Source organism: Phyllobacterium myrsinacearum, from assembly GCF_002980555.1.
GTDB lineage: Bacteria > Pseudomonadota > Alphaproteobacteria > Rhizobiales > Rhizobiaceae > Phyllobacterium > Phyllobacterium myrsinacearum.
The window spans coordinates 45,395-68,699 of the sequence record NZ_PVBT01000001.1; the positions used below are offsets into that span (position 1 = coordinate 45,395).

Genomic DNA, 23,305 nt, shown 5'->3' on the forward strand with positions numbered 1-23,305 from the left:
CGGGGCGTTATTTCGGCGCAGGACCGGACTTTGACGGCCAGGCATAGTCGTTGATGCGGCCTGGCTGGGCGTCCGGCGCCTTGCCTTCCAGAAGCAGTTTGTCCTGCGCCGACTTGTCGGCGGCCGCGCCTTTCGGTGCGGCGCCGAGCAGATCGGTGCCGCCATCCAGCTCCGGGTCGCTCAAGCTGATCGGCGCGATGCGGTCGACCTTGACCGGTGCCTGCGGGGTTTCCGGCAGTGCCTGCACCGGCGAGCCCGGCTTGACCGCGGCGATGGCCGGTGAGGTGGCGTTGCCGAGCATCTGGCGCAATGGTTTTTCCGCGTAGAAAGCCAGCTTGCGCTTGCCCGCGGTGGTCAGGCCGACGCCGTCATTGTTGCGCAGGCGGGCGGTCTGGCCGGAGATGTCAAAGCCCGACAGCGTAAAGCTGCCACCCTGGTCGACAAAGCCTTCCCAGACATCGACGAATTTGCCGTCCGCCTTCTCGGTTGCATTGCGGTAAAGCTCGTTGAACGCCAGCAGGTCGGTGCTCATGTTCTTGAACTTGAACGAGGGCTGGCCGACCCAGACCACGGGGTGCCCCGTCTTCTTGACCGCTTCAAGGAAGGCGTTGATGCGGCTCTGGTATTCCTTTGTCCAGGCCTCGCTCTGCGGCGCGGGTCCGTTGGCAAACTGCTGGCGGTCGTTGGCGCCGATCATCATGACGACAACAGCCGGTTTTTCCGCGTCGATCAGGCTGCCGATGGTGGCGGGCCAGTTGCGGTGGTCGCTGCGCACGAAGCCGGATGAGCCGTCGCTCTTGTCGACCACGCGCACGCCGGGCGAATCCATGAAGGCCGCGTTGAGGCCTTCGGCAAGGCCGCTGGCCATGAAGTCGCCGACAACCAGAATGGTTTTCGCATCGGCCAGTTTCGATGGAATGACCGGTTCGGCGGCAGGCGCCGAGGGTTGACTGGCGGGAGCCGCCGGTTGCGGCCGCGGCCGCTCGGCCCGTTTGGTCGTGCGGTTCTTGGAGGGGCGGACGGGCCGGTTGTTTTCGTCGAAGATCATCCGGTCGGTGTTTTCGCGGTAGACTTCGCGGCGCGGGCCGAAGAGCATGTCGAGCAGCGTGCGCTGCTGGGCGGCGGCGATGTCGGTAAAGACAAGCCCGCCAGCCGCACCGAGAGATACGGACACAACGATGCAACGGATGAGGCGAGCCGGCCGTTTCATTGTATCCATGGCATTTCCAAACCTTATCGCTTGCGGATAATGGTCAGTACTTCCTTGCTGGGATGACCATCGGGATCGAGCCCCATTTTCTTCTGGAATGCCTGGATGGCATCCCGTGAGCCGGAGCCGATTTTTCCGTCCACTTCGCCGTCATAATAACCCAACGCGCGCAGATGTGTCTGCAATTCTTCACGCTCCTTCATGGAGATCGGCGTGAACGGGCGATTCCAGTCGCGGCGCAGCGGCGGTGCACCGCCGATCTGATCGGCAAGGAGACCAACGCCAAGCGCATATTTATCCGCATTGTTGTAGTTTTTCAGGACCGAGAAATTCCGGGTCATGAGGAAGGCGGGGCCTTCGCGGCCGTCGAGCACCTTCAGCTGGGCCTTTTCGCCGCCGCGCGGGAACGGCTTGCCATTGGCGCGCACCACGCCGAGGCTTTGCCATTCCGCCATGGTCTTCGAACCGGCGGGGAATTTGCGCCCGGCCGGAAGTATCACTTCATAACCCCAGGTCCGGCCGGATTCCCAGCCGTTCTTGGCCAGAAGGTTGGCAGCCGTCGCCAGGGCATCGGGTATGGAGGTCCAGATATCGCGCTTGCCATTGCCATCCATGTCGACGGCATAGGCGAGGTAGCTCGTGGGAATGAACTGCGTATGGCCAAGGGCGCCCGCCCAGGAACCGGTGAGATGGCTGCGGTCGATATCGCCGGTCTGCAGGATCTTCATCGCCGCAATCAGCTGGGTGCGGGCATATTTCGCCCGGCGCTGGTCGGCATAGGCGAGGGTTGCAAGCGAGCGCACCGCATCGCGCATGATGTCAGGCCGCTGCATGGCTTCGCCATAATTGGTTTCCATCGACCAGATTGCCAAAAGGATATTGCGGTCGACGCCGAATGATTTCTCGATGGCCGCGAGCCAGCGGCTATATTTGCGCGCCATGTCCCGCCCGGTGGTGATGGAATGCTCGTTGACGCGGTTGTCGATGTAATCCCAGACTGGCGCTGTGAATTCCGGCTGATAGGCTGCCTTCTGCAGCACTTCGGGATCGATATCCTTGACGCCGGCAAAGGCGCGCTGGAACGTCGATGCGGAAATACCGCTTTGCAGCGCCGTGGTGCGGAAATTGGCAATCCACGTCTGGAATTTTGCATCGGCGGAGGCATTGGTCGCCGTCACTGCAAAAGCCAGGCTCGCGGTTGCGGCCAAAATCATGATTCGCTTTGCAAAACTCGACGGGCTCTTGAACATGTTGTCTCCTTGAACTGGGTTTCCACCTATTCCGGCAAACAATAAATTATGCACATCAAAGTTAGGAATTGGTTTACCATGCATATTTGACGGGCGGTTCCTGCGGGAACATTACCGGTCGAAAAAAATGTTTATTATGCAGCTCAAACTATTTTCATTCTTTGCAGGGCAAATGTCCATTACCAATGTTAACTGAGTTTTTGTGTGAGATGGGGAATATATTGTGACGACAGCGAAGAGAATCCGCAAAGCCGTTTTTCCAGTCGCAGGTTTTGGCACCCGCGTTCTTCCGGCAACCAAATCTATCCCGAAGGAAATGCTGACCGTTGTCGACAAGCCGGTCATCCAGTACGTGGTGGACGAAGCCCGCGAGGCCGGTATCGAGCACTTCATTTTCGTCACGGGCCGCAACAAGGCTGTCATCGAGGACTATTTCGATGCCCAGTACGAACTCTATTCAACCCTGGCCGAGCGCGGCAAGACGGCGCTGCTCGACGAGTTGCAGAGCATCCAGCCGGGTCCGGGTACGACCAGTTTCACCCGGCAGCAGGTGCCGATGGGGCTGGGCCATGCCGTGTGGTGTGCCCGCGATATCGTCGGTGACGAGCCTTTCGCGCTGCTTCTGCCCGACATGATCATGCAGCCGGAGAAAAACGGCTGCCTTGCCGACATGGTCGAGCTGTATAATCAGGCGGGCGGCGGCAACATCGTGGCCGTGCAGGAATGCGATCCGGAAGAAGCCCACAAATACGGTATCGTCGGCAAGGGCAAGGATGTCGGCAACGGTTTCGAGCTCACCGAAATGGTCGAGAAGCCGGCCAAGGGTACCGCGCCTTCCAATCTCTACATCAATGGCCGCTATATCCTGCAGCCGGAGATTTTCGATATTCTCGAGCATCAGGAACGCGGTGCCGGCAATGAAATCCAGCTGACCGACGGCATGCTGAAACTGGCCAAGCAACAGGATTTCTTCGGCTATCACTTCCAGGGCCGCACCTATGATACGGGTTCGAAGGAAGGTTTCGTCGAAGCCAATGTGGCGTTTGCCCTGTGGCGCAATGATATCCGCAACGGTGTCATCGACAATATCGGCAACATGCTGAAAACCATCCAGCCGCGCAAGGTTTGAGATGCGGTGAGGGGGGATATCACCCCCCTCTGTCCTACCGCTGCAGCGTCAGGCCCATATAGACGCTGCTTTCGCTGGTCTGGCGGGTATCGACTTCACTGCGCGTGATGCGGTGGCGGGCGCTGACATCCAGCCCGAGGAACCGGTTGAACCAGTAGGTGGCGCCGACCTGCGCGCCAAAGCCCTTGTCGAGACCGCTGCCATCCTTGTTGTCACGCAGCGACGCGGTCAACTCGGCATTGACGCTGAGATTTGAACGGATCTGGCGTTTGACCCCAAGCCGTCCCTCGTAGAAGATCGAACCGCTGTCATTGGGCGTCGTCGCACCTTCCACGCGGGTGAGCAGGCCGAGATTAACGTCGGTGCCGCGCTGCGGCGACCATTTGATTGCCCCGTCGACGCTGAAGCCATCGATGTTGGACAGACGCGCGTCGTCGATAGTCTGGCGCAGATAACCCAGCGCCAGCTCGCCCGAGAGTTTTTCGCCGAAATCGGCCTCGATGCCGCCGCGCAGCGCGGTGCGCATGCCGGAGCGGCGAAAGCCGTTGGAATCCTCGGTTTCGTCATAGATCAGCTTGCCGATCTCCACTTCGGCGAAGGGTTTGATCGCCGGGGACATTTCGAAGCCGCCGCGCAGGGCGATGCTGGCAAAGGTGTTGTCGCGATCCTTCTGGCTGAGGGTCGTCCCGTCGGGGAACTGGGCCTGCCCATAGGTCGTCCGGTCCACCTTGCCCTTCAACTCGCCAAAAAACCGGCCGAATTCGTGCCGCACGCCCAATGTGCCATCCAGTTCCTGCACGCCGGGCCTGTTGGATGCGCCGACAACCGCCGTCGGGGCGCTGGCATCCTCCTGCCGGTAGCGGTAGCCGCCTTCGCCGGTCACTGTCGTGCGGTTGCCAAGATCAAGCTTGAAGCCGCCGCGCAGCCCGACATTGGGTGCCGAATAGTCCTGGCCCGACAGCGTTTTGTCATAGACCCCGTCGAAATCGAGGAAAGCCGAGTGGCGCGACCAGTCCGTTGTCGCCCGCAGGCGCAGCCGCGTTTCCGAGAGAATCGCGCTCTTGCCGGAGGAACTGCCATCGGCGTTGGTCGTGGCGCGCAACCCTTGCGAAATGGACGGCCGCAACGTGACGGTACCGGCCCTGATGCCGAAGGGTGCAAACGGGTCCGGGTCCGGCCGCACGGTGCGGCGCTCGATGGCGGCTTCGGGCAGATTGTCCCGGCTCTCGCGCTGCAGCCGCGCATTGCCATCCGTGTCGTCGGCGATGCTGCCGGTGGTGAGCGCGGCCGGTGCCCGCCCGTTGCGCTGGGCGCGGGGAACAGGCTGTGTCCGCTGCGTTGCGGCGGTGGCCGGATCGGCCGGAAGGGGAATGGTGCCGGGCGTGGCGGTGGGGAGCGGACTCAGCGTGCGGCTGTTGTTCACCGGTCCGGATGACAGTGAACCGTCGTTTGCTGTCCCGGTTGCTGGCGCTGCGGTGCCCGCATCGTCAATGGGCAGGGCGCCGGGGCTGACGGGTTCATAGGGATCGGCGGGAATGCCGCTAGCGGTGCCAGCGGCCGGCGTTGGCGTAGCGGCAACCACAGGTGCCCGCCGCACCGGGCGCGGCGGCGTATTCTGCTGGGTTTGCAGGATATTTTCATCGACCGCGCCGCGCAGGGGCACGGCCTGCTGGGCCAGGGCCGTCCCACCGGCAAACAACGCAACGCTGCCCATCAGCCCCGTCCACAGACACAGGTTGATCGCAGAGGTGAAGCTGCCGCGATAGGCCGGTGCTCCGATGCGGGATTGCCGATGATACATAAATGACATTGCCAATGAGTTCGAACGTTTATGGAGCGTAAACTGTCATGGTTAATGACTGGTTTCCGCTTGGCCTGCCGGACGGGTTTGAAGCGGGCAGCGCAACAAAAAATGGACAGCGGTGCGGCAAAGCGCTAACGGTTCTCGCCATGCAGGCAATAAACGATACCGAACTGGACAAGACCGCAGCGGTGGATTCCGCCAAGCGGACGATTTCAACCGAAAGAGACGGGCTGAGCGCGCTGCGCGATGCGCTGGACGGCAGCCTTGCGGATGCCTTCGGCAAGGCCATCGAACGCATCGCCGCGGTCCGTGGCAGAATCATCGTCACCGGCGTCGGCAAGAGCGGCCATATCGCCTCGAAGATCGCCGCAACCTTTGCCTCGACCGGGACACCCGCCTTTTTCGTGCATCCGGCTGAGGCCAATCACGGCGATCTCGGCATGATCGGCAGCGATGATGCCATTCTGGCCCTGTCATGGTCGGGCGAAACGGCGGAGCTGAAGGGGATCGTCAGCTATTCCAGGCGGTTCCGCATTCCGCTCATCGCGGTCACGGCAGGGGAAAATTCGGCACTGGCACTGGCCGCCGACGTCGTCCTGCTGCTGCCGAGGGCCACCGAGGCCTGCCCGCACGGGCTGGCACCGACCACATCGCCGCTGCTGCAGCTGGCCATGGGCGATGCGATCGCCATCGCCCTCCTGGAAGCGCGGGGATTCACCGCCGTCGATTTCAAGACATTCCACCCCGGCGGATCGCTGGGCGCCAGCCTGACCCATGTGCGCGAGATCATGCATCGCGGCGACGAGATTCCGCTGGTTCCGCTGGGAACGCTTATTCCCGATGCGATGAAAGTGCTGTCGGAAAAACGCTTCGGCTGCATTGCCGTTCACAATGATGACGGCTCGCTGGCCGGGATCATCACGGATGGCGACCTCTCGCGCAATCTTCACCGCAATCTGGTGACGGTGCGGGTCGAGGAAATCATGACCCGCAATCCCAAAACCGTGCCGACGAGCATGCTGGCGAGCGCCGCGCTTGCCCTGCTCAACGAGCACAATATCGGCGCGCTGATCGTGACCGAAGACCGCTTCCCCGTCGGCATCGTGCATTTCCACGACCTGTTGCGGATCGGCGCCGCCTGATCAAGCCGCTTCGACTGTCAGCGTTCCCTGATCGGTTCCGGTGATCCTGACCCGGCTGCCGGCGGGCAGATCGGGGCCTTTGACGCGCCAGAGGCTGTCGCCGATGCGGGCGCGTCCGTGCCCGTTCACCGTTGCCTCCTCCAGCACGACGATCTGGCCGATCATCTGTTCGTTGCGCCGGTTGAGCAGCGGCTCATCGGTCGGCACGTCAGCCGCTCCCATCAGCCTGCGGCCGATGAAGACGGTGATGACGGACAGAAGCAGAAACAGGATGATCTGCAGCTGCCAGCCGATGGCGAGCATCGGCCCGAGCACGAGAATGGTCAGGAAGCCGACAATGATCGCGGCAATGCCGAACCACAGCAGGAAGATGCCGGGCACCGCCACTTCGAAGATCAGCAGGATGAAACCGAGCACGACCCAGTTCCATGGGCCGAGTTCCTGGAAGAGATGTTCGAGCATGGGTGCTCCTCCTCTCTGCCGGGCGGTCAGGCCGCCGAGCCGGTTCCGCCGCCCGTGCCGGGAACGGTGCGACCGCGTCCCGGCTGCGCCGGCGTTGCGGCGCGTTCGCTCTGCGCCGCGTCACCGAACACTTCCCTGGCAATCGCCCCGATACCGCCGAGCGTGCCGACCAGCGACGAGGCCTCCATCGGCATCAGGATCAGCTTCTGGTTGTTGCTGGTGGCAAATTTGGCGAAAGCCTCGGTGTATTTCTGTGCAACGAAGTAGTTGATGGCCTGCACGCTGCCGGTGTTGATGGCGGCGGACACAAGTTCGGTCGCCTTGGCTTCGGCCTGGGCCAGGCGTTCGCGGCCCTCGGCCTCGCGGTAGGCGGCTTCGCGCTTGCCTTCCGCTTCGAGAATCTGGGCCTGCTTCAGGCCTTCGGCGCGCAGGATCTGCGCGGCACGGTTACCTTCGGCCTCCAGAACCAGCGCGCGCTTGTCGCGTTCCGCTTTCATCTGGCGCGCCATGGAATCGATCAGGTCCTTCGGCGGGTTGATGTCCTTGATTTCGACGCGGGTCATCTTGATGCCCCAGGAATGGGCGGCTTCGTCCACCACCCGCAGCAGGCGGTCATTGATCGCATCGCGATTGGACAGGAGCTCGTCGAGATCCATCGAGCCCATGACCGTGCGGATATTGGTCATGGTGAGATTGAGAATGGCATTCTGCAGCCCGCTGACCTGATAGGCGGCCTGCGGTGCATTGAGGATCTGATAGAAGGCGATGCCGTCGACGGCAATGTTGGCGTTGTCCTTGGTGATGACCTCCTGGGTCGGCACGTCAAGCACCTGCTCCATCATGTTCAGCTTGGCGCCGATGCGGTCGAAGAACGGGACGATAAGGTTGAGGCCGGGTGCGAGGGTCCGGGTATACTTGCCGAAACGCTCGATGGTGTAATTGTAACCCTGCGGCACGGTCTTGACGCCCGCAAACAGCACGACCAGAACCAGAACAACCAGCACCGGAATGGTAAAATCGAAACCGCTGAACGGCATTGTACTCCCCCTTGCCTGACATCAGGACCAATGTCATCTCGCATCATCGCCCTTTATACGGACGCGGCCAAGATAGACTAAAGTCTTGATCTCAGAAAGGCTTGAGCGGGAATTATACAGGCGTTCCTGCGGCTCAGATCCAGCCCTGCAATTCGCGCCGGACCAGCTCTTCGATCACCCGCATGCCCTCATCGGAATCATTCAGGCAGGGGATATGGGTGAAGTTGACGCCGCCATGCTCGCGGAAGGTGTTGCCGGCCTCGACAGCGATTTCCTCCAGCGTTTCCAGGCAGTCGGCGACGAAACCCGGATTGAACACGGCAACGGACTTCACGCCGTCCGCGGCGAGCTTTTCCATCGTCTTGTCCGTATAGGGCTGCATCCACTCTTCCGGGCCGAAGCGGGACTGGAAGCAGGTGATCAGTTTCTTCTCGTCCCAGCCAAGCCGCTCGCGCAACAGGCGCGTGGTCTGCCAGCAATGGCAGGGATAGGGGTCGCCGCGCTTGAAATAGCTTTGCGGGATGCCGTGATAGGAGGCAACCACCACCTCCGGCTCGAAATCCAATGCGGCAAAATGCTTCTCGATGGAGGCGGCAAGCGCCTCGATATAGACGGCCTCGTTCTGATAGGAGGGAACGGTGCGGGTGGCGGGCATGAAGCGCATCCTGATCAGCGCCTCGAAGAACTTGTCGTTGACCGTCGCGGTGGTCGTTGCCGAATATTGCGGATAGAGCGGGAACATGACGATGCGCTTGCAGCCCTGCCTGTCGAGCCGCTCGAGCGCCTCTTCGATAGAAGGCTGACCGTAGCGCATGCCCCAGTCAACGATCACATCGGGATGGGCGGCGAGGCGGGCGGCCAGTTTTTCGCTTTGCGCGCGGGTATAGGTGCGCAAAGGCGATTCATTGCGCTCGCGGTTCCAGATCTTGTCGTAAAGCGCGCCGGATTTTTTCGGGCGGGTGTTGAGCACGATGCCGTAAAGCACCGGCAGCCAGATGGCGCGCGGCCATTCGATCACGCGCTTGTCCGACAGGAATTCCCTGAGATAGCGGCGCATGGAGGTGACATCCGTGCCGTCAGGCGTGCCCAGATTGACGAGAAGCACGCCAACTTTCGACGTTTCGATGCGCGGATGGTCGCCGGGCTTGATTATTGCCGCACCAGCCTCACCAGACATCACCATCTCTTTCAACTCCTGCTTTGCGGTTGGAACCTAGTGGCGGGGGCCGGGATTGCAAGGGCGCGAAAAGACGCAGCAAAAGGGGTAAATCGCAATCCGGCGGGTCAATTCGCGGCAGATATGAAAGAACCCGGCACAACATTCAAGTTGCACCGGGTCGAAATAACCGTCCTAGGACCGTTTGTCCAAGCTGGAATTAGCGCGGCGGGATCGTCATCGCGCCGCCGATGGGCAGTTTGCCGGCAATCATCCGCGGATTGGCTGCCGCCAGCTTTTTCCAGTCCGAGCCCTTGCCGTAGATCTGTTTGGCAATATTCCAGAAACTGTCGCCGCGCTTGATCGTATAGGCCGATGGCGTGGCAGCTGCTGCGGGTGCTGGCGCTGCCGTTTCGGCGGCAGGCTTGGCGGGCGGTGCGGGGTCGGCTGCGGCTGGTGTGGCGGCCGCGGCCAGAACGGTGATGCGCCCGTCGGTGTAGGGCTTGTACGGCGTGTTCTTGGCGAGATAGTCCGATACCACGGCTTCAAGTCCGGGGCCGTAATCATAGGCGTTCTGGGCATTGCTGGCGAAAATCTTGTAGCCGTCACCGCCCGCGCGCATGTAGTTGTTGGAGACGACGCCGTAGGTTGCCGCCGGGTCAATCGGCTTCCAGCCGCTGCCGTCGCGCACATCAACGGCGGAAACGCGCTGGCCGGCGGGCTTTGACACGTCGAATGCGTATTTCAGGCCCGAGACTTGCGCGAAACGGCCCGCACCCTGGTCGATCTGGCTGACGCCGTTTTCCAGCGCGGTCACCACGTCGGCCCCCTTCAGCTGGAAGGTCGACAGCGTGTTCTGGAACGGCAGCACCGTCAGGACTTCGCCCATGGTCACATCCCCGGCATCGATGGATGCCCGCAGGCCGCCGCCATTGATGATGGCGATGCTCATGCCCTGGCCCTTGACCCGGTCGAGCATGGCATCGGCGACAAGATTGCCCATGGAACATTCAACCACCCGGCAAACCTCGCGTGCGGCTTCGATGACGCCGATGGATTCGGCCACCTTCTGGGCTTTCAGGGCTTCGATGGGCTTGGCCAGTTCCTTGACCCGCGCGAGATAGGCGGGATCGGGCACCACGGAGGAATCGAGCAGGATCGGCGCGCCCTCGCTCCTGATGACATTGCCGTCATCGTCGAAGGTGACTTTCAGCTCGCCCAGATATTTGGAATAGGATTTCGCCTGGACGATCGGCACGTCCCGCCCGGACGGTCCCTTGACGAGGGTCGGATAGGGCCCCAGCGCCTGCGGATCGGTGTTCGACAGCAGCGTGTGGCTGTGTCCGCCGACAATCACGCTGATCCCGGCAACGCTGGCGGCGATCTGCTTGTCCTTGACATAGCCGTCATGGTTGAGCGCGATGATCTTGTTGACGCCTTCGGCCTTCAGCGCCTCGACCTGCTTTTTCAGGGTTTCGATCTCATCGGCGAATTTGACCGTCGGTCCGGGCGTTGAAATATCCGCCGTGTCGGTGGTGATGGCCGATACAACGCCGATCTTCTGGCCGCCGATGTCCTTGATGACATAGGGCTTGTACTTGCCGGCAATGGGCGAGCCCTCGGCGGCAATGGTGTTGGCCGAAATAACCGGGAATTTCACCTTGCCGAGGAATTTTGCCAGCGTGTCGACGCCATCGTCGAATTCATGGTTGCCGAGGGCCATGACATCATAGCCGATGCCGTTCATGAATTCGGCGGTGTCGTCGCCCTTGTAGGTCGTGTAGAACAGCGAGCCTTGGAATTCGTCGCCCGCATTGAGCACGATGACGTTGCCGCCATCCCTGGAGAGGGCGGCGCGGCGCTCGTCGATCTTGGCTTTCACCCGGGCAATGCCGCCAAAGCACTCGTTCTTGTTCTCCTCCTCGGCGGAGCAGGTCGAATCATATTTGTTGATCGATTCCTGGCGCGAGTGGAAATCGTTGATGTGGAGAATGGTGAGCGTGTAGTCGGCCATGGCCGCACCGGCGGTCATGACGAGAGCCGAGGTGCCGAGCAGAATTCGGGCGAGGATTTTTGACATGAACTGTTCCCCTGTTGCGGTCGCCTGATGCTGTCACCGGTCGTTGGCATCCGTGTGACAGATGCGCCGATGCTTTCATTCCTTGGCGTGGCATGCAAGGGAAGAGCGGCGGTTTTTGCCGCTCGAGGTAAAGCCGGCCGGTACAGTGGCCTGTCCCGGCCGGCGATCTGTCAGCCGGTCTGGCTGCCGCGGCGTGTCAGCGAGAATTGCTGGCCGCTGGACGAGGTGCAGTTCAACTGGCCGGGATTGACGAGGGCGCAATTGACCTTGGACTGCGTGCCGCGGGCGAGCGAGCGCAGGTTGATCTCGATGAGGCTGGCAGAGGCAAAGCGGTAGCTGCCTTCGGCCAGTTTTTCCTTGGTGTCGTTGGCGCGGGTCTCGAAAACGCCGCCGTTGAAATTCGAGAAGGCAACGCCCGATGTATCAAACCATTGGCCCTGCACGGCATCGGTTGGGCGGGAAGCCTGCACCGGTCCGTTGTCGTGAATGGGGCCGCTGCTCTGGCAAGCAGCAAGTGCCACTGCCATGGTCGCTGCGCTGAAGGCCAGTGAAATACGTTTCATCCGATCAATCTCCTGATGGGTTGCCCTCTTAAATGCCGCGAAAACCAAGCAAAAACAAGACATAAGTTTAATCAGCGGCGGAGTTTCGTCATCTGCGGTTTCTGCAAAACTGTTGTTTATAAGAAATTCACCAGCAACTTATCCACGTTCTCCCAACCTCGCTTATCCTTCTCCTCGTCCTTTCCGGCGGGAATGCTTCCGGAAACCTTCGAAAGTCGGGAAAGGATCGGCGCTTCGGCCTGTGGGAGACCCCAGGCCGGGAAGGTTAAGTCCAATCATGCTATGTTGGGCGAAACCGTTTGCCGGGGCGGGTGGTCCTTGGATCGCAAGCATCGCATACGAACTACCCAAGACCCGCGTTCCAAGGACCGCCCGTCATTCTCCTCTTTCAACAGCCAGACGCAAAAGCGGGCGTGGCAACGGGGAGGGAGTGCTGCAGAACCACGCACCACAGCCACGCAGCGGATATGAAAACGGCAACCCTTGGGTTGCCGTTTTTGATCAATGCACGAGAATGTTGCGGAATTGCCAGGGGTCGCTGGTGTCGATGTCTTCCTTGAAGAAGCCAGGACGGTTTTCCAGCGGCGTCCAGTCGGTATAGTGCCCCTTGAGCGGCCCGAGATAGGGTTTCTGGATTTCAAGGCAGCGGCGGAAATCGATCTCGTCGGTTTCGACAATTCCAGCTTGCGGATTTTCCAGCGCCCAGACCATGCCGGAAAGGACGGCCGAACTGACCTGCAGGCCGGTTGCATTCTGGTAAGGCGCCAGTTTGCGGGCTTCCTCGATGGTCAGCTGCGAGCCGTACCAGTAGGCGTTCTTGTCGTGGCCATAGAGCAGGACACCCAGCTCATCCGCCCCATCGACGATCTCGGATTCCTCCAGAACGTGATGGATCGGCTGCGGCTGGCCGGCGGCGCCGAACATTTCGTCGAGCGACAGCGTTGCCACGTTGGACGGATGATAGGCGTAGTGGCAGGTCGGCCGGTAGGCAGCCTTGCCCTTCTTGTCGAACACGGTGAAGAAGTCGGCAATCGAGATCGCCTCATTGTGTGTCACCAGGAGGCCGAACTGCGGTCCCTCGGTCGGGCACCAGGTGCGGATACGGGTATCGGCGCCGGGCTGTTCGAGGAAGATCGCGGCCTTGTTGCCCTTCTTCTGCTTGCGGGCGTTCTTGGGCAGCCATTTTTCATGCGTGCCCCAGCCCAGTTCCGCTGGCTGCAGGCCTTCGGAAATGAAGCCGTCCACCGACCAGGTGTTCCAGAACACGCCGAACGGCTTCGGCTCGCCCGCGCGCTGGGTGTCGCGTTCGGCAATGTGAATGCCCTTGATGCCGGTCTGGCGCATCAGGCGCGCCCAGCCGTCGCGGTCATTGCGCGCCGGTTCGGTGTGCTCGATGCCCAGATCCCTGGCGAGATTGACAACCGCCTGTTTGACAAACCACGACACCATGCCGGGATTGGCGCCGCTGCAGGAGACAGCCGTGGTGCCGCCGGGCTTGCGGCGCTTTTCCGCCAGCAGCGTTTCGCGCAGCGCATAATTGGTGCGTTTCGCGTTGTCGCCGCCCGCATTGTAGAATCCGGCCCATGGCTCGATGACCGTGTCGATATAGAGCGAGCCGAGCTTGCGGCACAGGCGCATGATATCGACCGACGACGTATCCACGGACAGATTGACGCAAAAACCCTGACCATCGCCTGCAGTCAGCAACGGCTTCAACAGCGTCTTGTAATTTTCCTTGGTAACGGCTTCCTGAATGAAGCGGATGCCACGCTCGTCGAGCAGTTTCTTGTTGGCATCACTCGGGTCGATGACGACCAGGCGGGATTTATCGAATTTGAAGTGGCGCTCTATGAGGGGCAGGGTACCCCGTCCGATGGACCCGAAACCGATCATCACGATCGGACCAGTAATTTCTCCATGTACAGGCCAATTCGCCTTCGCCATTTTTTTGCTACTCCTAATTTTTTAATCTCCATCAATGAGGGCAGCGGTTATTTCACCGCTTCAAAGAAACCATAGAGCATAGTGATGACAAAGAGCAAACAACCGTTCACCCGAAAGGGGTGAAAACTGCAACTACTGTTAATTGAAATGCTTCAAAGTGACTTTAAAGCCGCGACAAGCCGGTCGCGGACAGCCATAATGCCTTTGTAATGCGCCTGCGCCTCGTTCAGCGACTGGAGCTGACGGGCAAAGGCTTCGGCCACGCCGCGGCATTCCGGGTGCCGTTTCAAGGCGCTCACCGGATCGAGATGAATGCGGATGGTGAAGAGAATGGCGCCGGATGCCGGCAGCTTGCGCAGGGTCTGGCGTTCGACGCGGATAAAGCTCTGGGTAACAATGTCCGCATCCGTGTAGCGTGCGCCCTTCTGGTGGCTCGACAACGGGTGGTAGAGATCGCCGTCCGGCTGCAACGACCAGTTCATGCGATAGACCGACCGGTCCGGCCGCAGATTGTCGAACATGCGGCTGATCAGGCCGGCATTGCGTGTGCCCGCGCCGAAATCCGGCACCGGCGCGTGGATATCCTCCATGGAGCGGCCGAATTTTTCCAGAAGGGTCCAGGAGGAAGGGAAGGACAGCGATGCCGCCGCCAGATGCCAGCCGCGCCGTTCATCCTTGCGCATGAGGACGAGGTCTTCCTGCACCAGATTGGCGGCCCGATGCAGAAAGGGCGAACCGGCGCCGCCGAGCGCCACCTGCTCGTCCCAGCCGGTAATCCTCGCCGTCCCGCCGGTAAAGCGCTGGGTAGTGCCCGGCAAGATGCGCGCTCAAGAGGTCGAGCACTTCCTTTTGCGCGTCCTGCGTGCCGGGTTCCTCGACAAAAATCTTCCCCGCATGCAGCCCGAATAGCCGTCGCTTTTCCCTGAGGTAGGGAACGAGATTGGCGTCAATCTCGATCCAGTCCTTCAGGTCAAGCTGGTGCAACCCGATGGTGAAGGGTTGCGCCGAGCCGTCATATGGCGTGTGAGCGGGCGCACTCATTCCGGGCTGTCCATCGCCTCCAGCTCGTCGATGATGCCTTCGATGACCGAAAGACCCTTCTGCCAGAATGCCGGATCGGTCGCATCGAGACCGAACGGAGCCAAAAGCTCCGAATGGTGTTTCGTGCCGCCCGCCTTCAGCATGTCGAAATATTTCTGCTGAAAGCCCGCATCGGCATTCTGGTAGACCGCATACAGCGAATTCACCAGACAATCGCCGAAGGCATAGGCATAGACGTAGAACGGCGAATGGATGAAATGCGGAATATAGGTCCAGAATGTCTCATAGCCGGGGCCGAAGCGGATTGCCGGCCCGAGGCTTTCCTTCTGCACGTCCAGCCATATCTCGCCGATGCGGTCTGAGGTGAGTTCACCATTGGCGCGCTCGGTGTGCACCCGCCGTTCAAACAGGTAGAAGGCGATCTGGCGCACGACCGTATTGATCATGTCCTCGGCCTTCTGGGCCAGCATGGCCTTGCGCTCGCGCCTGTCGCGGGTTTTTTCCAGCAGCGAGCGGAAGGTCAGCATTTCGCCGAAGACGGAGGCGGTTTCGGCAAGGGTCAGCGGTGTTGACGCCATCAGCGCCCCCTGATCACCGGCCAGAACCTGATGCACGCCGTGCCCGAGTTCATGGGCAAGGGTCATCACGTCACGCGGCTTGCCCATGTAGTTGAGCAGCACATAGGGATGCACCGACGGCACGGTCGGATGGGCGAAAGCGCCCGGCGACTTGCCGGGGCGGGTGGGCGCGTCGATCCAGTTTTTCTCGAAGAAGGCGCGGGCGATATCGGCCATCTCAGGCGCAAAACCGCGATAGGCCGACAGCACCGTGTCCCGGGCTTCGGTCCACGGGATCACCGCCTGCGGCGTTTCCGGCAAGGGTGCGTTGCGGTCCCAGTTGTTGAGGTAGTCGAGGCCGAGCCATTTGGCCTTCAGCGCGTAGTAGCGGTGCGACAGGCGCGGATAGGCCGCCTGCACGGCCTCGGCCAGCGCGTCCACCACCTCCCGCTCGACGCGGTTGGCGAGGTGGCGGCTGTCGGCAATATCGGCAAAGCCGCGCCAGCGGTCGGAGATTTCCTTGTCCTTGGCCAGGGTATTGGTGATCAGCGTGAAGGTGCGCAGATTTGCCTTGAAGGTCTTTGCCAGCGCGTCGGATGCTTTTTTGCGCACGGCTCCATCGGCGTCCTGCAACATGTTGAGCGTCGGTTCGAGCGCAAGGTCTTCCCCATCGACATCAAAGCGCAGTGCCGTCATGGTTTCGTCGAACAGGCGGTTCCAGGCGCCGCGTCCGGTGATCGACTTCTCGTGGAACAGCTGTTCGATCTTGTCGTCGAGCTGGTAGGGCTTGTCCTTGCGCAGATCGACCAGCCAGGGCCGGTAATGGCCGATGGCGGGATTGCCGTCCATCGCCTTTTCGATCACCGCATCGTCGATGCGGTTGAGTTCGAGGCTGAAGAAGATCAGATGCGCGCTGGCATTGGTCATCTTTTCCTGGATGTCGCCATAGAGCTTGGCGCGCTTGGGATCGGAGGTATCGCCCGCATAGACCAGCCCGGCATAGGAGACGATCTTGCCGATCAGTTCTTCCAGCGCTTCGAATTCCTTGATCGCTTCGGCAAAGGCGCCGCCCTGGGGCTTGGCGGCTTCCGCCGCCAGATTGCCTTTCCAGCGCTTGGCGAACAGCACGGCCAGCTCATCGGCCTTCTGCAGGTCCGCTTTCAGTTCACTGCTGTCCGCCGACGGATAGAGGTCGGCCAGATTCCACTCGGGCAGGGCGCCGAGCGCGCTCTGATCCGCCTTGACGGCGGCAGCGCCGGACTTTGCGGAAGGCATGGGGTTCTTGATTTCGAAATTCATTTTGGCACCGTTTTTTGGCAATCGACCGCTTGTTCAAACGCGAATCATGAGAGATAGTTTCGGCGAGCCAGATGTTAAAAGTCCATTGGCGATTGTTCCAGTTGCGTATTCCGCGTTTACAAAACGTGCGTGTGTAAGACCTAAGAAGGGTGGATTCTGACGCCAAAAGGTCTTAATGGTGCTGTTAACCACCCGTTGACCATGTCTTGAATCAGCTTTTCGCGTCTGGGTTTTTGCCATGCTCTCAACGTATTTGTTCTTCAATAAGTGACCATTAACCATTAAATCGGATAATCCAGATATTCGGGGACTGGAAAAAACGGTCAAGGTTGGGACGACATTGTCAAACATGATTCATGCACAGAACGGCAAATCGACGGCAGGTTCTTTTGTACGCGCCAGCTGGTTTGTGTTCCTCATGGTCTTCGGCTCGATGCTGTTCGCATCGGCACAGGCTTCCGCTGAGACACGCACGCTCAAGCTCTATTTCATTCACACCAAGGAACGCGCGGAAATCACGTTCAAGAAGAATGGACGCTATCAGCAGGACGGCCTGAACAAGCTCAACCGCTTCCTGCGCGACTGGCGCCGCAACGAACCGACGAACATGGATCCCCGCCTGTTCGATCTGGTCTGGCAGGTCTATCAGGCCGTCGGCGGCTCCGATTACATCCATGTGGTTTCCGCCTACCGGTCTCCGGCCACCAATTCCATGCTGCGCTCGCGCAGCCGCGGCGTCGCCCAGAAAAGCCAGCATATGCTGGGCAAGGCGATGGACTGGTATCTTCCCGGCGTGAAACTTTCGACCCTGCGCGTGACCGCGCTGAAATTCCAGGCCGGCGGCGTCGGCTATTACCCGACATCCGGCTCGCCTTTCGTCCACACCGACGTCGGCAATGTCCGCATGTGGCCGCGCATGAGCCGCCGCGAACTGCTGGCCGTCTTCCCCGACGGCAAGACGATGCACATCCCCGCGGATGGCAAGCCGCTGCCCGGTTATGAACAGGCTGTTGCCGCCTATGAATCGCGCAAGCGCAGCGGCGGTTCCGTGCAGGTCGCCAGCAATTCCTCCAGCTCCGGCCGTCGCGGCAAGACCCTGTTCGGCATGCTCTTTGGCGGCGGCGGTGCCGACGACGAGGAGGATTCCAGCGAAGGCAGCGTCGCCGTGGCCTCCGCGCCGACCCCATCGCGCGGCGTAGCCCGCGTCGCAAGGCCGGCTGCATCGGATGATGACGAAGGCGGCGGTGCAACATCGCTGCCGGGCGTGGCGGTCGGACAGTCCGCCCCTGCCGCAGCTCCGGCTGCGCCTGCCCTGCCAACCCGCAATGCGCCTGCGCCTTTGACAGCGCCGCGGCCTGAAACACCGGTCGAAGCCTCGCCGGAAGACAATGCCGCGCTCGCCTTTGCCGTTCCTGTGCCGCTGCGCCGTCCGGATTATGCGCCGGCTGCACCTGAAACAGGCGCTCCCGCCACGCTGAACGCGCTCGCCGAGGATCAGTCGACCGTTGTCGCAGCCCTGCCGACGCCGCGTCCCACCGACAGCGCCGGTGCCATCCGTGACATGATCGCCGCCAATGTGAACACTCCGGCCAACGAACCGGCACCGGCCGCTCAGCCGGAAATGGTCAATGCGCTGGTTCCCGTTCCCTTTGACAAGCCGCAGTCCGGTCCCAAGCGTACCGACATGATGGTGGCCTCGGTGGTGCCGAACCCGCGCCCGGCCATGCCGCCTGCGCAGGTACAGGTTGCCGCGGCATCCGAGCATGATGTCATCCCGGTCCCGAACGACGATCTGGAAACCATCATCAAGCAGTCCGATGCCGCCCATGCCAAGGCACCGGCCGTTGCATCGGCCCAGGCCATGCCGACAGTACCGGCAACCACGGGCGGCCGCGTCGTCCGCAACAAGCCGGCACCGGCCCAGAACACGCAGCTCGCATCGGCTGAGCCCCAGCCGTCGCTGCGCCGCACCATGCTGGATGCGGGCGGTTCGGCCGATCCGGTGGCCATGCTCGACAGCGGTGTGATCACCACGGGCAAAACCTCGAAGCCGCGCCGCCAGACGGCCAAGAACCAGGGTGCCAAGGCTATCCAGGTTGCCTCGGAAGTGCCGGACCGGGCGCTGTCCAGCCAGCAGGTCGCCGAGACCTCGCCGAATGTCGAACCGGCCGTCCTGCGCAACGAAGCCATGCGCACTGCGCCGACGACCGTTTATACGGCAGGCTTCCAGCAGGCGCTGCCGGTGGCCGACACCAACAAGTTCACGGGCAAGGCTGTGACCTTCCTGTCGATTGCGAAGTTCACCGCAACCAACTGATCACCCGTTCACGGGTCAAACAAAAGGGCGGCTCCGAAACGGGCCGCCCTTTTTCATGAATTCCGGTATCTGCTGCACCACACACCAAAAGGCATGCTTAAAAATACCGCTCTATACCTTCGCCAGCTTGGCGGCCTCGGCGGCAAGCCTGGTGATTTCATCCCAGTTTCCGGCCTGAACCAGATTTTCCGGAGCAACCCAGGAGCCGCCGACACAGACAACGTTCGGCAGATCAAGATAGGTTTTTGCATTGCCCGCACCGATACCGCCGGTCGGGCAGAACTGGATACCGGCAAAGGGTGACGACAGGGATTTGAGGAAGGACGCTCCGCCTGCCTGCTCGGCCGGGAAGAATTTCAGCATTGTATAGCCTTCTTCGCGCAGCGCCATGATTTCCGCCGGTGTGATCGCACCGGGAAGCAGCGGCACCTTGCCGGTGCTCGCAGCCTTCAGCAGCTGCGGCGTGGCGCCGGGGCTGACGATGAAACGCGATCCGGCGGCGCTGGCCTCTTCATACTGGCGCGCATTGAGAATGGTTCCGGCACCGACGATGGCCTCGGGCACTTCATTGGCGACCGCGCGGATGGCGTCGAGCGCGGCGGGTGTGCGCAGGGTGATCTCGATGGCCGGAAGGCCACCGGCGGCCAGCGCACGGGCCAGCGGCACCGCATGGGCGACATCGTTGACGAGAATGACCGGGATAACCGGCTGGCCCTTCAGAACGGGTAATAGCAAATCGGTCTTCTGGGCCATGTCAAACTCTCCGCTGTTGTTGGGTTCAATCGATTTAGTCATACCGGGCCGCTTTGTCCACCGCTTGCTGTGGTGCCGCGGGATTCGGCCGCGGCAAAACGGCGCCAGGCGAGGGCCAGTTTGGCATCATAGCGGTTCTGTGTGAACTTTGGACCATTATAGGCGCGGGCAAAGCTCTTCCAGTCATGCCGTGCCAGGGCAGGCATGAGGTTGTTGTGCGCGATGAAGCGGATCATCAGGCGCAGCTGCCCCTTGAGCGAAGCGCGCGCTTCGGCGGCCAGCGCCTCGACACTGTCATGGCCAAGGCATTTCCAGTGGGCGCCCATGACCTGCCCGATCCCCCAGGATACGGATTCAAGCGCTGCCGGCCGGTTGATGGCGATGGCTGCCTCCAGCAGCTGCCAGCGCGCCGCCTGCGATGCGGGATTGCGGACCGCACCGGCGGTCGGGCTGGCGAGACCCTTGCTGCGGGCGATCTGCCGCTGGCCGCCTGTCAGACGCTGGTCGAAATAGTGTCCCTCGAAGCGGATGGGCGGTTCGCTGTGCCCGTCGATCCGGTAAAGGCAGACGCCGCCGCTTTCCACCTCGACGACGGCCAGCAGCGCCGCCGGTTCGATTCCGGCCCGCTGCGCCTCGTCGCGGATGTCGCCCATATCCTGTTGTGAAAGCATGTTCTCAGTCCCTCGGGAATTGTACCTGTTCACCAGGGATTATCGGGCGCTTTGGCGGGTGGTTGATAAGTTGGTGGTGTAAAACTCTTGAAATCATCGCCTGGGAGCAGTAGTTGCAGGGGATCATGACCGATCACACAGCAAACTTGCCCTTCAAAGTGGCAGCACTCTACCGTTTTGCCCGGCTGGAACACTACCAGTCGTTGCAGGAGCCGCTGGCGCAGCTGTGCTGCGGGGCGGGCATCAAGGGCACGCTGCTGCTGGCGGGCGAAGGCATCAACGGCACGGTGGCCGGTTCGGCTGAAGCCATCGACAGGCTGGTTGCATTTCTTGAAGCGGAGCCTGCCATTGCGGGCATGGAACTGAAATATTCCTACGCGAGCGACATGCCGTTCAAGCGCATGAAGGTGCGGTTGAAAAAGGAAATCGTCACCATGGGCGTCGAGGATATCGACCCGCTCCAGAGCGTCGGCACCTATGTGCCCGCGCAGGAGTGGAACGCGCTGATTTCCGACCCCGGCACGATCGTCATCGATACGCGCAATGATTATGAAACGGCGATCGGCACCTTTGCCAATGCGGTTGACCCGCAGACAAAGACGTTCCGCGAGTTCCCGCAATGGGTGGAAAACCACCGCGACGAACTGGAAGGCAAGAAGATCGCCATGTTCTGCACCGGCGGCATCCGCTGCGAGAAGGCGACGGCCTTCGTCAAGGGGCTGGGTTTTGACGATGTGTTCCATCTAAAGGGCGGCATCCTCAAATATCTCGAGGACGTGCCCGCCGCGGAAAGCCGCTGGGAAGGCGAGTGCTTTGTCTTCGACGAACGCGTCTCGGTCGGTCATGGACTGGTCGAGGGCGACGCGGAGCTGTGCCATGCCTGCCGCAATCCGATTGCGCCGGAGGACAAATTGTCCCCGCTGTTTGCCGAAGGCATTTCCTGCCCGAACTGCTATCACGAGCGGACGGATGCCGACCGCGCCCGCTTTGCCGAACGGCAAAAACAGGTGAAACTCGCCAAATTGCGCGGCGAAAAGCAGCATATCGGCTCCTGATCACAAAAAATCCATCGGTCATTGCAATGCCGCCATGCCGACCCTAACTAGGTCGGGACGCATCCGTGCAGCCATGAGGAGATTTGCATGTTCGACCCGAAGAAGATTCTTGATGATTTTCTGGGAAGCAGTATTCCCGGAACTGGAACCTCCGTTCGAGATACGGCCGGCAAGGCAACACAGATGGCCAAGGACAATCCGCTGGCGGCCGGCGCTTTGGCTGCGGTGCTGCTGGGCACGGGCACGGGCCGCGACATCGCCGGCGGTGCGCTGAAGCTCGGCGGCCTCGCTGCCGTGGCCGGGCTCGCCTACAAGGCCTATCAGAGTTATCAGTCGGGCAATGCACCGGCCGAGACGGCGAAGACCGGGCAGCCGGACCTGCTGCCGCCGCCTGACGATTCAAGCTTCCATCCGGCGACGGCGCCGCAGGGCGAGCACGCATTTGCGCTGGTGCTGGTGCGCGCCATGATTGCCGCTGCCCGCGCCGACGGCCATGTGGATGAGGCGGAACGGGCCCGCATCGTTGAAAAGCTCTCCCTGTCCGGCATGAACAGCGACGCGCAGGAATTCCTCGCCATGGAGCTGAATGCCCCCGTCAATGTCGACGCGCTGGTTGCCGCCGCTGTCACCGATGCGCAGAAGGTCGAGCTTTACACGGCGTCGCGCCTTGCCATCGAGGCCAAGACCCGCGCCGAACGCGGCTATCTCGATCTTCTGGCCGGACGCCTGAAACTGCCGGATAATCTCATCGATCATATCGAGGCCACCGTGGCCAATGTGAAAACGCCCGCGCCGCAGGCGTAGCGGCGAGCGAACCCGCATTGAAAACACCCGCCCCGCAAGGCGGGTGTTTTGCTCTCGACAAGACAAACGACTCCAGTCTAGTTTGACGCGTTCTGACTCGGGGCCGAGGGTTCGTCAGGACATAAGGGCAGTGTCGATGGCTGCCATTGCGTCAAGGGTTTTGAGAGCGTCCGGGTCGCGCGCGCTTTGTTCGGACCCACCATCATGTCTGATGTATGCAACTGGATGCATGGCCGGTGTGAGACCGCCATGGATTCGTGGACAGGGGTGGACCTCATGAAAAAAATTCTCATTCTGGGCTTTATGGTTCTGGCGGCGATGGCGGGTGCCAACGGTGCCTCTGCCGCCGAAAAGGTAACGGTGTTTGCCGCGGCGAGCATGAAGGAAGTGGTCGAAACGGCGGCTGCGAAATTTGAAGCAAAGACCGGCACGAAAGTGACCTCCTCCTTTGCCGCATCGTCGGTGCTGGCCAAGCAGATCGAGCAGGGCGCGCCCGCGAACCTTTTCATTTCCGCCGATCTCGACTGGATGGACTATCTCGAGCAGCGCAATCTCATCGACAAGCCGTCGCGCAAGATCGTTGCGGGCAATGCGCTTGTCATTCTGACCAAGGCTGACAAGGGCGATGCCGCGGCCATCCTGAAGGCCGGGCGCTTTGCCATGGGCGATCCCAGCAACGTGCCGGCGGGCAAGTATGGCAAGAGCGCGCTGGAGACATTGAAAGTCTGGGACGACGTCGCCAAGAACGCCGTTTTCACCGAGAACGTGCGCGCGGCGCTGGAATTCGTGCGTCGCGGCGAGGCGAACTCCGCCATCGTCTACGCCTCGGACCATACCGCTGCGCCGGAACTGATCGAAGCCTATCGTTTTGCCGGTTCGACGCACAAGCCCATCCTCTATCCGGCTGCGCTGGTCGGCAAGGAGCCTTCGGCCGAAGGCAAGTCGTTCCTCGATTTCCTCGCCAGCGATGAAGGCCAGGAGATCATCAAGTCGAAAGGCTTTGTCGGCGCATCTGACAAGGCAGGCTGATC

General features: G+C 61.3%; 19 protein-coding genes and 1 pseudogene. 6 read left to right on the top strand and 14 right to left on the bottom strand.

The window, feature by feature from the left end:
* Positions 1–7 precede the first annotated feature (7 nt).
* Together C5750_RS00220 and C5750_RS00225 are read right to left on the bottom strand one after the other, a co-directional pair.
* Positions 8–1,210, bottom strand: coding sequence for an SGNH/GDSL hydrolase family protein (locus C5750_RS00220; protein ID WP_105733033.1), 1,203 nt, complete (start codon positions 1,208–1,210; stop codon positions 8–10).
* A gap of 23 nt (positions 1,211–1,233) precedes the next feature.
* A complete protein-coding gene (locus C5750_RS00225) occupies positions 1,234–2,460 on the bottom strand; it encodes a lytic murein transglycosylase (protein WP_105731871.1) in 1,227 nt (408 codons plus the stop codon).
* Between the two features lie 223 nt (positions 2,461–2,683).
* Between C5750_RS00225 and galU the strand changes: the two genes are divergently transcribed.
* Positions 2,684–3,589 carry a UTP--glucose-1-phosphate uridylyltransferase GalU gene (gene galU, locus C5750_RS00230; protein WP_105731872.1) on the top strand — a complete coding sequence of 302 codons (906 nt, stop codon included), beginning with the start codon at positions 2,684–2,686 and terminating at the stop codon, positions 3,587–3,589.
* A gap of 34 nt (positions 3,590–3,623) precedes the next feature.
* Here galU and C5750_RS00235 read toward each other — a convergent pair whose 3' ends face one another.
* Positions 3,624–5,390 (bottom strand): outer membrane beta-barrel protein, encoded by a 1,767-nt coding sequence (locus C5750_RS00235; protein WP_158531334.1) that lies wholly within the window; start codon positions 5,388–5,390, stop codon positions 3,624–3,626.
* 149 nt (positions 5,391–5,539) lie between these two features.
* On the opposite strand from C5750_RS00235, the gene C5750_RS00240 reads away from it, so the two are divergent.
* Positions 5,540–6,535 carry a KpsF/GutQ family sugar-phosphate isomerase gene (locus C5750_RS00240; protein WP_105733034.1) on the top strand — a complete coding sequence of 332 codons (996 nt, stop codon included), beginning with the start codon at positions 5,540–5,542 and terminating at the stop codon, positions 6,533–6,535.
* On the opposite strand, the gene C5750_RS00245 is transcribed toward C5750_RS00240, so the two are convergent.
* The 9 genes and pseudogenes from C5750_RS00245 to C5750_RS00280 form a co-directional block, all read right to left on the bottom strand.
* Positions 6,536–6,997 carry an NfeD family protein gene (locus tag C5750_RS00245; protein ID WP_105731874.1) on the bottom strand — a complete coding sequence of 154 codons (462 nt, stop codon included), beginning with the start codon at positions 6,995–6,997 and terminating at the stop codon, positions 6,536–6,538. It lies immediately after the preceding gene.
* A gap of 26 nt (positions 6,998–7,023) precedes the next feature.
* Positions 7,024–8,034, bottom strand: coding sequence for an SPFH domain-containing protein (locus C5750_RS00250; RefSeq protein ID WP_105731875.1), 1,011 nt, complete (start codon positions 8,032–8,034; stop codon positions 7,024–7,026).
* 133 nt (positions 8,035–8,167) lie between these two features.
* Positions 8,168–9,211 carry a ferrochelatase gene (gene hemH / locus C5750_RS00255; protein WP_425350400.1) on the bottom strand — a complete coding sequence of 348 codons (1,044 nt, stop codon included), beginning with the start codon at positions 9,209–9,211 and terminating at the stop codon, positions 8,168–8,170.
* A gap of 199 nt (positions 9,212–9,410) precedes the next feature.
* Complete coding sequence (locus C5750_RS00260; RefSeq protein ID WP_105731877.1) at positions 9,411–11,270, bottom strand: bifunctional metallophosphatase/5'-nucleotidase; 1,860 nt, start codon at positions 11,268–11,270, stop codon at positions 9,411–9,413.
* A gap of 170 nt (positions 11,271–11,440) precedes the next feature.
* On the bottom strand, positions 11,441–11,833 hold the full coding sequence (gene omp10, locus C5750_RS00265; RefSeq protein ID WP_105731878.1) for an outer membrane lipoprotein Omp10: 393 nt from the start codon (positions 11,831–11,833) through the stop codon (positions 11,441–11,443).
* Positions 11,834–12,334: 501 nt separating this feature from the next.
* A complete protein-coding gene (locus C5750_RS00270) occupies positions 12,335–13,777 on the bottom strand; it encodes a homospermidine synthase (RefSeq protein WP_105731879.1) in 1,443 nt (480 codons plus the stop codon).
* A 152-nt stretch (positions 13,778–13,929) separates the two neighbouring features.
* A complete protein-coding gene (locus C5750_RS00275) occupies positions 13,930–14,595 on the bottom strand; it encodes a heme-dependent oxidative N-demethylase family protein (protein ID WP_280953517.1) in 666 nt (221 codons plus the stop codon).
* 19 nt (positions 14,596–14,614) lie between these two features.
* Positions 14,615–14,818: pseudogene (locus C5750_RS26965) on the bottom strand (DUF3445 domain-containing protein); the annotation flags it as partial.
* Positions 14,815–16,650, bottom strand: coding sequence for a M3 family oligoendopeptidase (locus C5750_RS00280; protein ID WP_105733035.1), 1,836 nt, complete (start codon positions 16,648–16,650; stop codon positions 14,815–14,817). The gene C5750_RS00280 and the pseudogene C5750_RS26965, both read right to left, overlap by 4 nt.
* A gap of 442 nt (positions 16,651–17,092) precedes the next feature.
* Between C5750_RS00280 and C5750_RS00285 the strand changes: the two genes are divergently transcribed.
* Positions 17,093–18,991 (top strand): peptidoglycan L,D-endopeptidase MepK, encoded by a 1,899-nt coding sequence (locus tag C5750_RS00285; RefSeq protein ID WP_425352314.1) that lies wholly within the window; start codon positions 17,093–17,095, stop codon positions 18,989–18,991.
* 111 nt (positions 18,992–19,102) lie between these two features.
* On the opposite strand, the gene C5750_RS00290 is transcribed toward C5750_RS00285, so the two are convergent.
* Together C5750_RS00290 and C5750_RS00295 are read right to left on the bottom strand one after the other, a co-directional pair.
* Positions 19,103–19,744, bottom strand: a complete 642-nt coding sequence (locus tag C5750_RS00290) for a 2-dehydro-3-deoxy-phosphogluconate aldolase (RefSeq protein ID WP_105731880.1) — start codon at positions 19,742–19,744, stop codon at positions 19,103–19,105.
* 38 nt (positions 19,745–19,782) lie between these two features.
* Positions 19,783–20,415, bottom strand: a complete 633-nt coding sequence (locus C5750_RS00295; RefSeq protein WP_105731881.1) for an N-acetylmuramidase family protein — start codon at positions 20,413–20,415, stop codon at positions 19,783–19,785.
* A gap of 125 nt (positions 20,416–20,540) precedes the next feature.
* Here C5750_RS00295 and trhO point away from each other — a divergent pair, with 125 nt between their 5' ends.
* The 3 genes from trhO (at position 20,541) to modA (ending at position 23,303) form a co-directional block, all read left to right on the top strand.
* Positions 20,541–21,470 carry an oxygen-dependent tRNA uridine(34) hydroxylase TrhO gene (gene trhO, locus C5750_RS00300; protein WP_105731882.1) on the top strand — a complete coding sequence of 310 codons (930 nt, stop codon included), beginning with the start codon at positions 20,541–20,543 and terminating at the stop codon, positions 21,468–21,470.
* Between the two features lie 87 nt (positions 21,471–21,557).
* A complete protein-coding gene (locus tag C5750_RS00305; RefSeq protein WP_105731883.1) occupies positions 21,558–22,274 on the top strand; it encodes a tellurite resistance TerB family protein in 717 nt (238 codons plus the stop codon).
* Positions 22,275–22,550: 276 nt separating this feature from the next.
* A complete protein-coding gene (gene modA, locus C5750_RS00310) occupies positions 22,551–23,303 on the top strand; it encodes a molybdate ABC transporter substrate-binding protein (protein WP_105733037.1) in 753 nt (250 codons plus the stop codon).
* Positions 23,304–23,305 lie beyond the last annotated feature (2 nt).

Bases quoted from the DNA above. Each gene is read 5' to 3' on its own strand.
- C5750_RS00250 (WP_105731875.1), bottom strand. From the start codon at position 8,034: ATGCCGTTCAGCGGTTTCGATTTTACCATTCCGGTGCTGGTTGTTCTG.
- C5750_RS00235 (WP_158531334.1), bottom strand. From the start codon at position 5,390: ATGTATCATCGGCAATCCCGCATCGGAGCACCGGCCTATCGCGGCAGC.
- trhO (WP_105731882.1), top strand. From the start codon at position 20,541: ATGACCGATCACACAGCAAACTTGCCCTTCAAAGTGGCAGCACTCTAC.
- C5750_RS00295 (WP_105731881.1), bottom strand. From the start codon at position 20,415: ATGCTTTCACAACAGGATATGGGCGACATCCGCGACGAGGCGCAGCGG.
- C5750_RS00240 (WP_105733034.1), top strand. From the start codon at position 5,540: ATGCAGGCAATAAACGATACCGAACTGGACAAGACCGCAGCGGTGGAT.
- C5750_RS00290 (WP_105731880.1), bottom strand. From the start codon at position 19,744: ATGGCCCAGAAGACCGATTTGCTATTACCCGTTCTGAAGGGCCAGCCG.
- C5750_RS00280 (WP_105733035.1), bottom strand. From the start codon at position 16,650: ATGCCTTCCGCAAAGTCCGGCGCTGCCGCCGTCAAGGCGGATCAGAGC.
- C5750_RS00225 (WP_105731871.1), bottom strand. From the start codon at position 2,460: ATGTTCAAGAGCCCGTCGAGTTTTGCAAAGCGAATCATGATTTTGGCC.
- C5750_RS00285 (WP_425352314.1), top strand. From the start codon at position 17,093: ATGGTCTTCGGCTCGATGCTGTTCGCATCGGCACAGGCTTCCGCTGAG.
- C5750_RS00260 (WP_105731877.1), bottom strand. From the start codon at position 11,270: ATGTCAAAAATCCTCGCCCGAATTCTGCTCGGCACCTCGGCTCTCGTC.
- hemH (WP_425350400.1), bottom strand. From the start codon at position 9,211: ATGTCTGGTGAGGCTGGTGCGGCAATAATCAAGCCCGGCGACCATCCG.
- C5750_RS00245 (WP_105731874.1), bottom strand. From the start codon at position 6,997: ATGCTCGAACATCTCTTCCAGGAACTCGGCCCATGGAACTGGGTCGTG.
- C5750_RS00305 (WP_105731883.1), top strand. From the start codon at position 21,558: ATGTTCGACCCGAAGAAGATTCTTGATGATTTTCTGGGAAGCAGTATT.
- modA (WP_105733037.1), top strand. From the start codon at position 22,551: ATGAAAAAAATTCTCATTCTGGGCTTTATGGTTCTGGCGGCGATGGCG.
- omp10 (WP_105731878.1), bottom strand. From the start codon at position 11,833: ATGAAACGTATTTCACTGGCCTTCAGCGCAGCGACCATGGCAGTGGCA.
- C5750_RS00220 (WP_105733033.1), bottom strand. From the start codon at position 1,210: ATGAAACGGCCGGCTCGCCTCATCCGTTGCATCGTTGTGTCCGTATCT.
- C5750_RS00270 (WP_105731879.1), bottom strand. From the start codon at position 13,777: ATGGCGAAGGCGAATTGGCCTGTACATGGAGAAATTACTGGTCCGATC.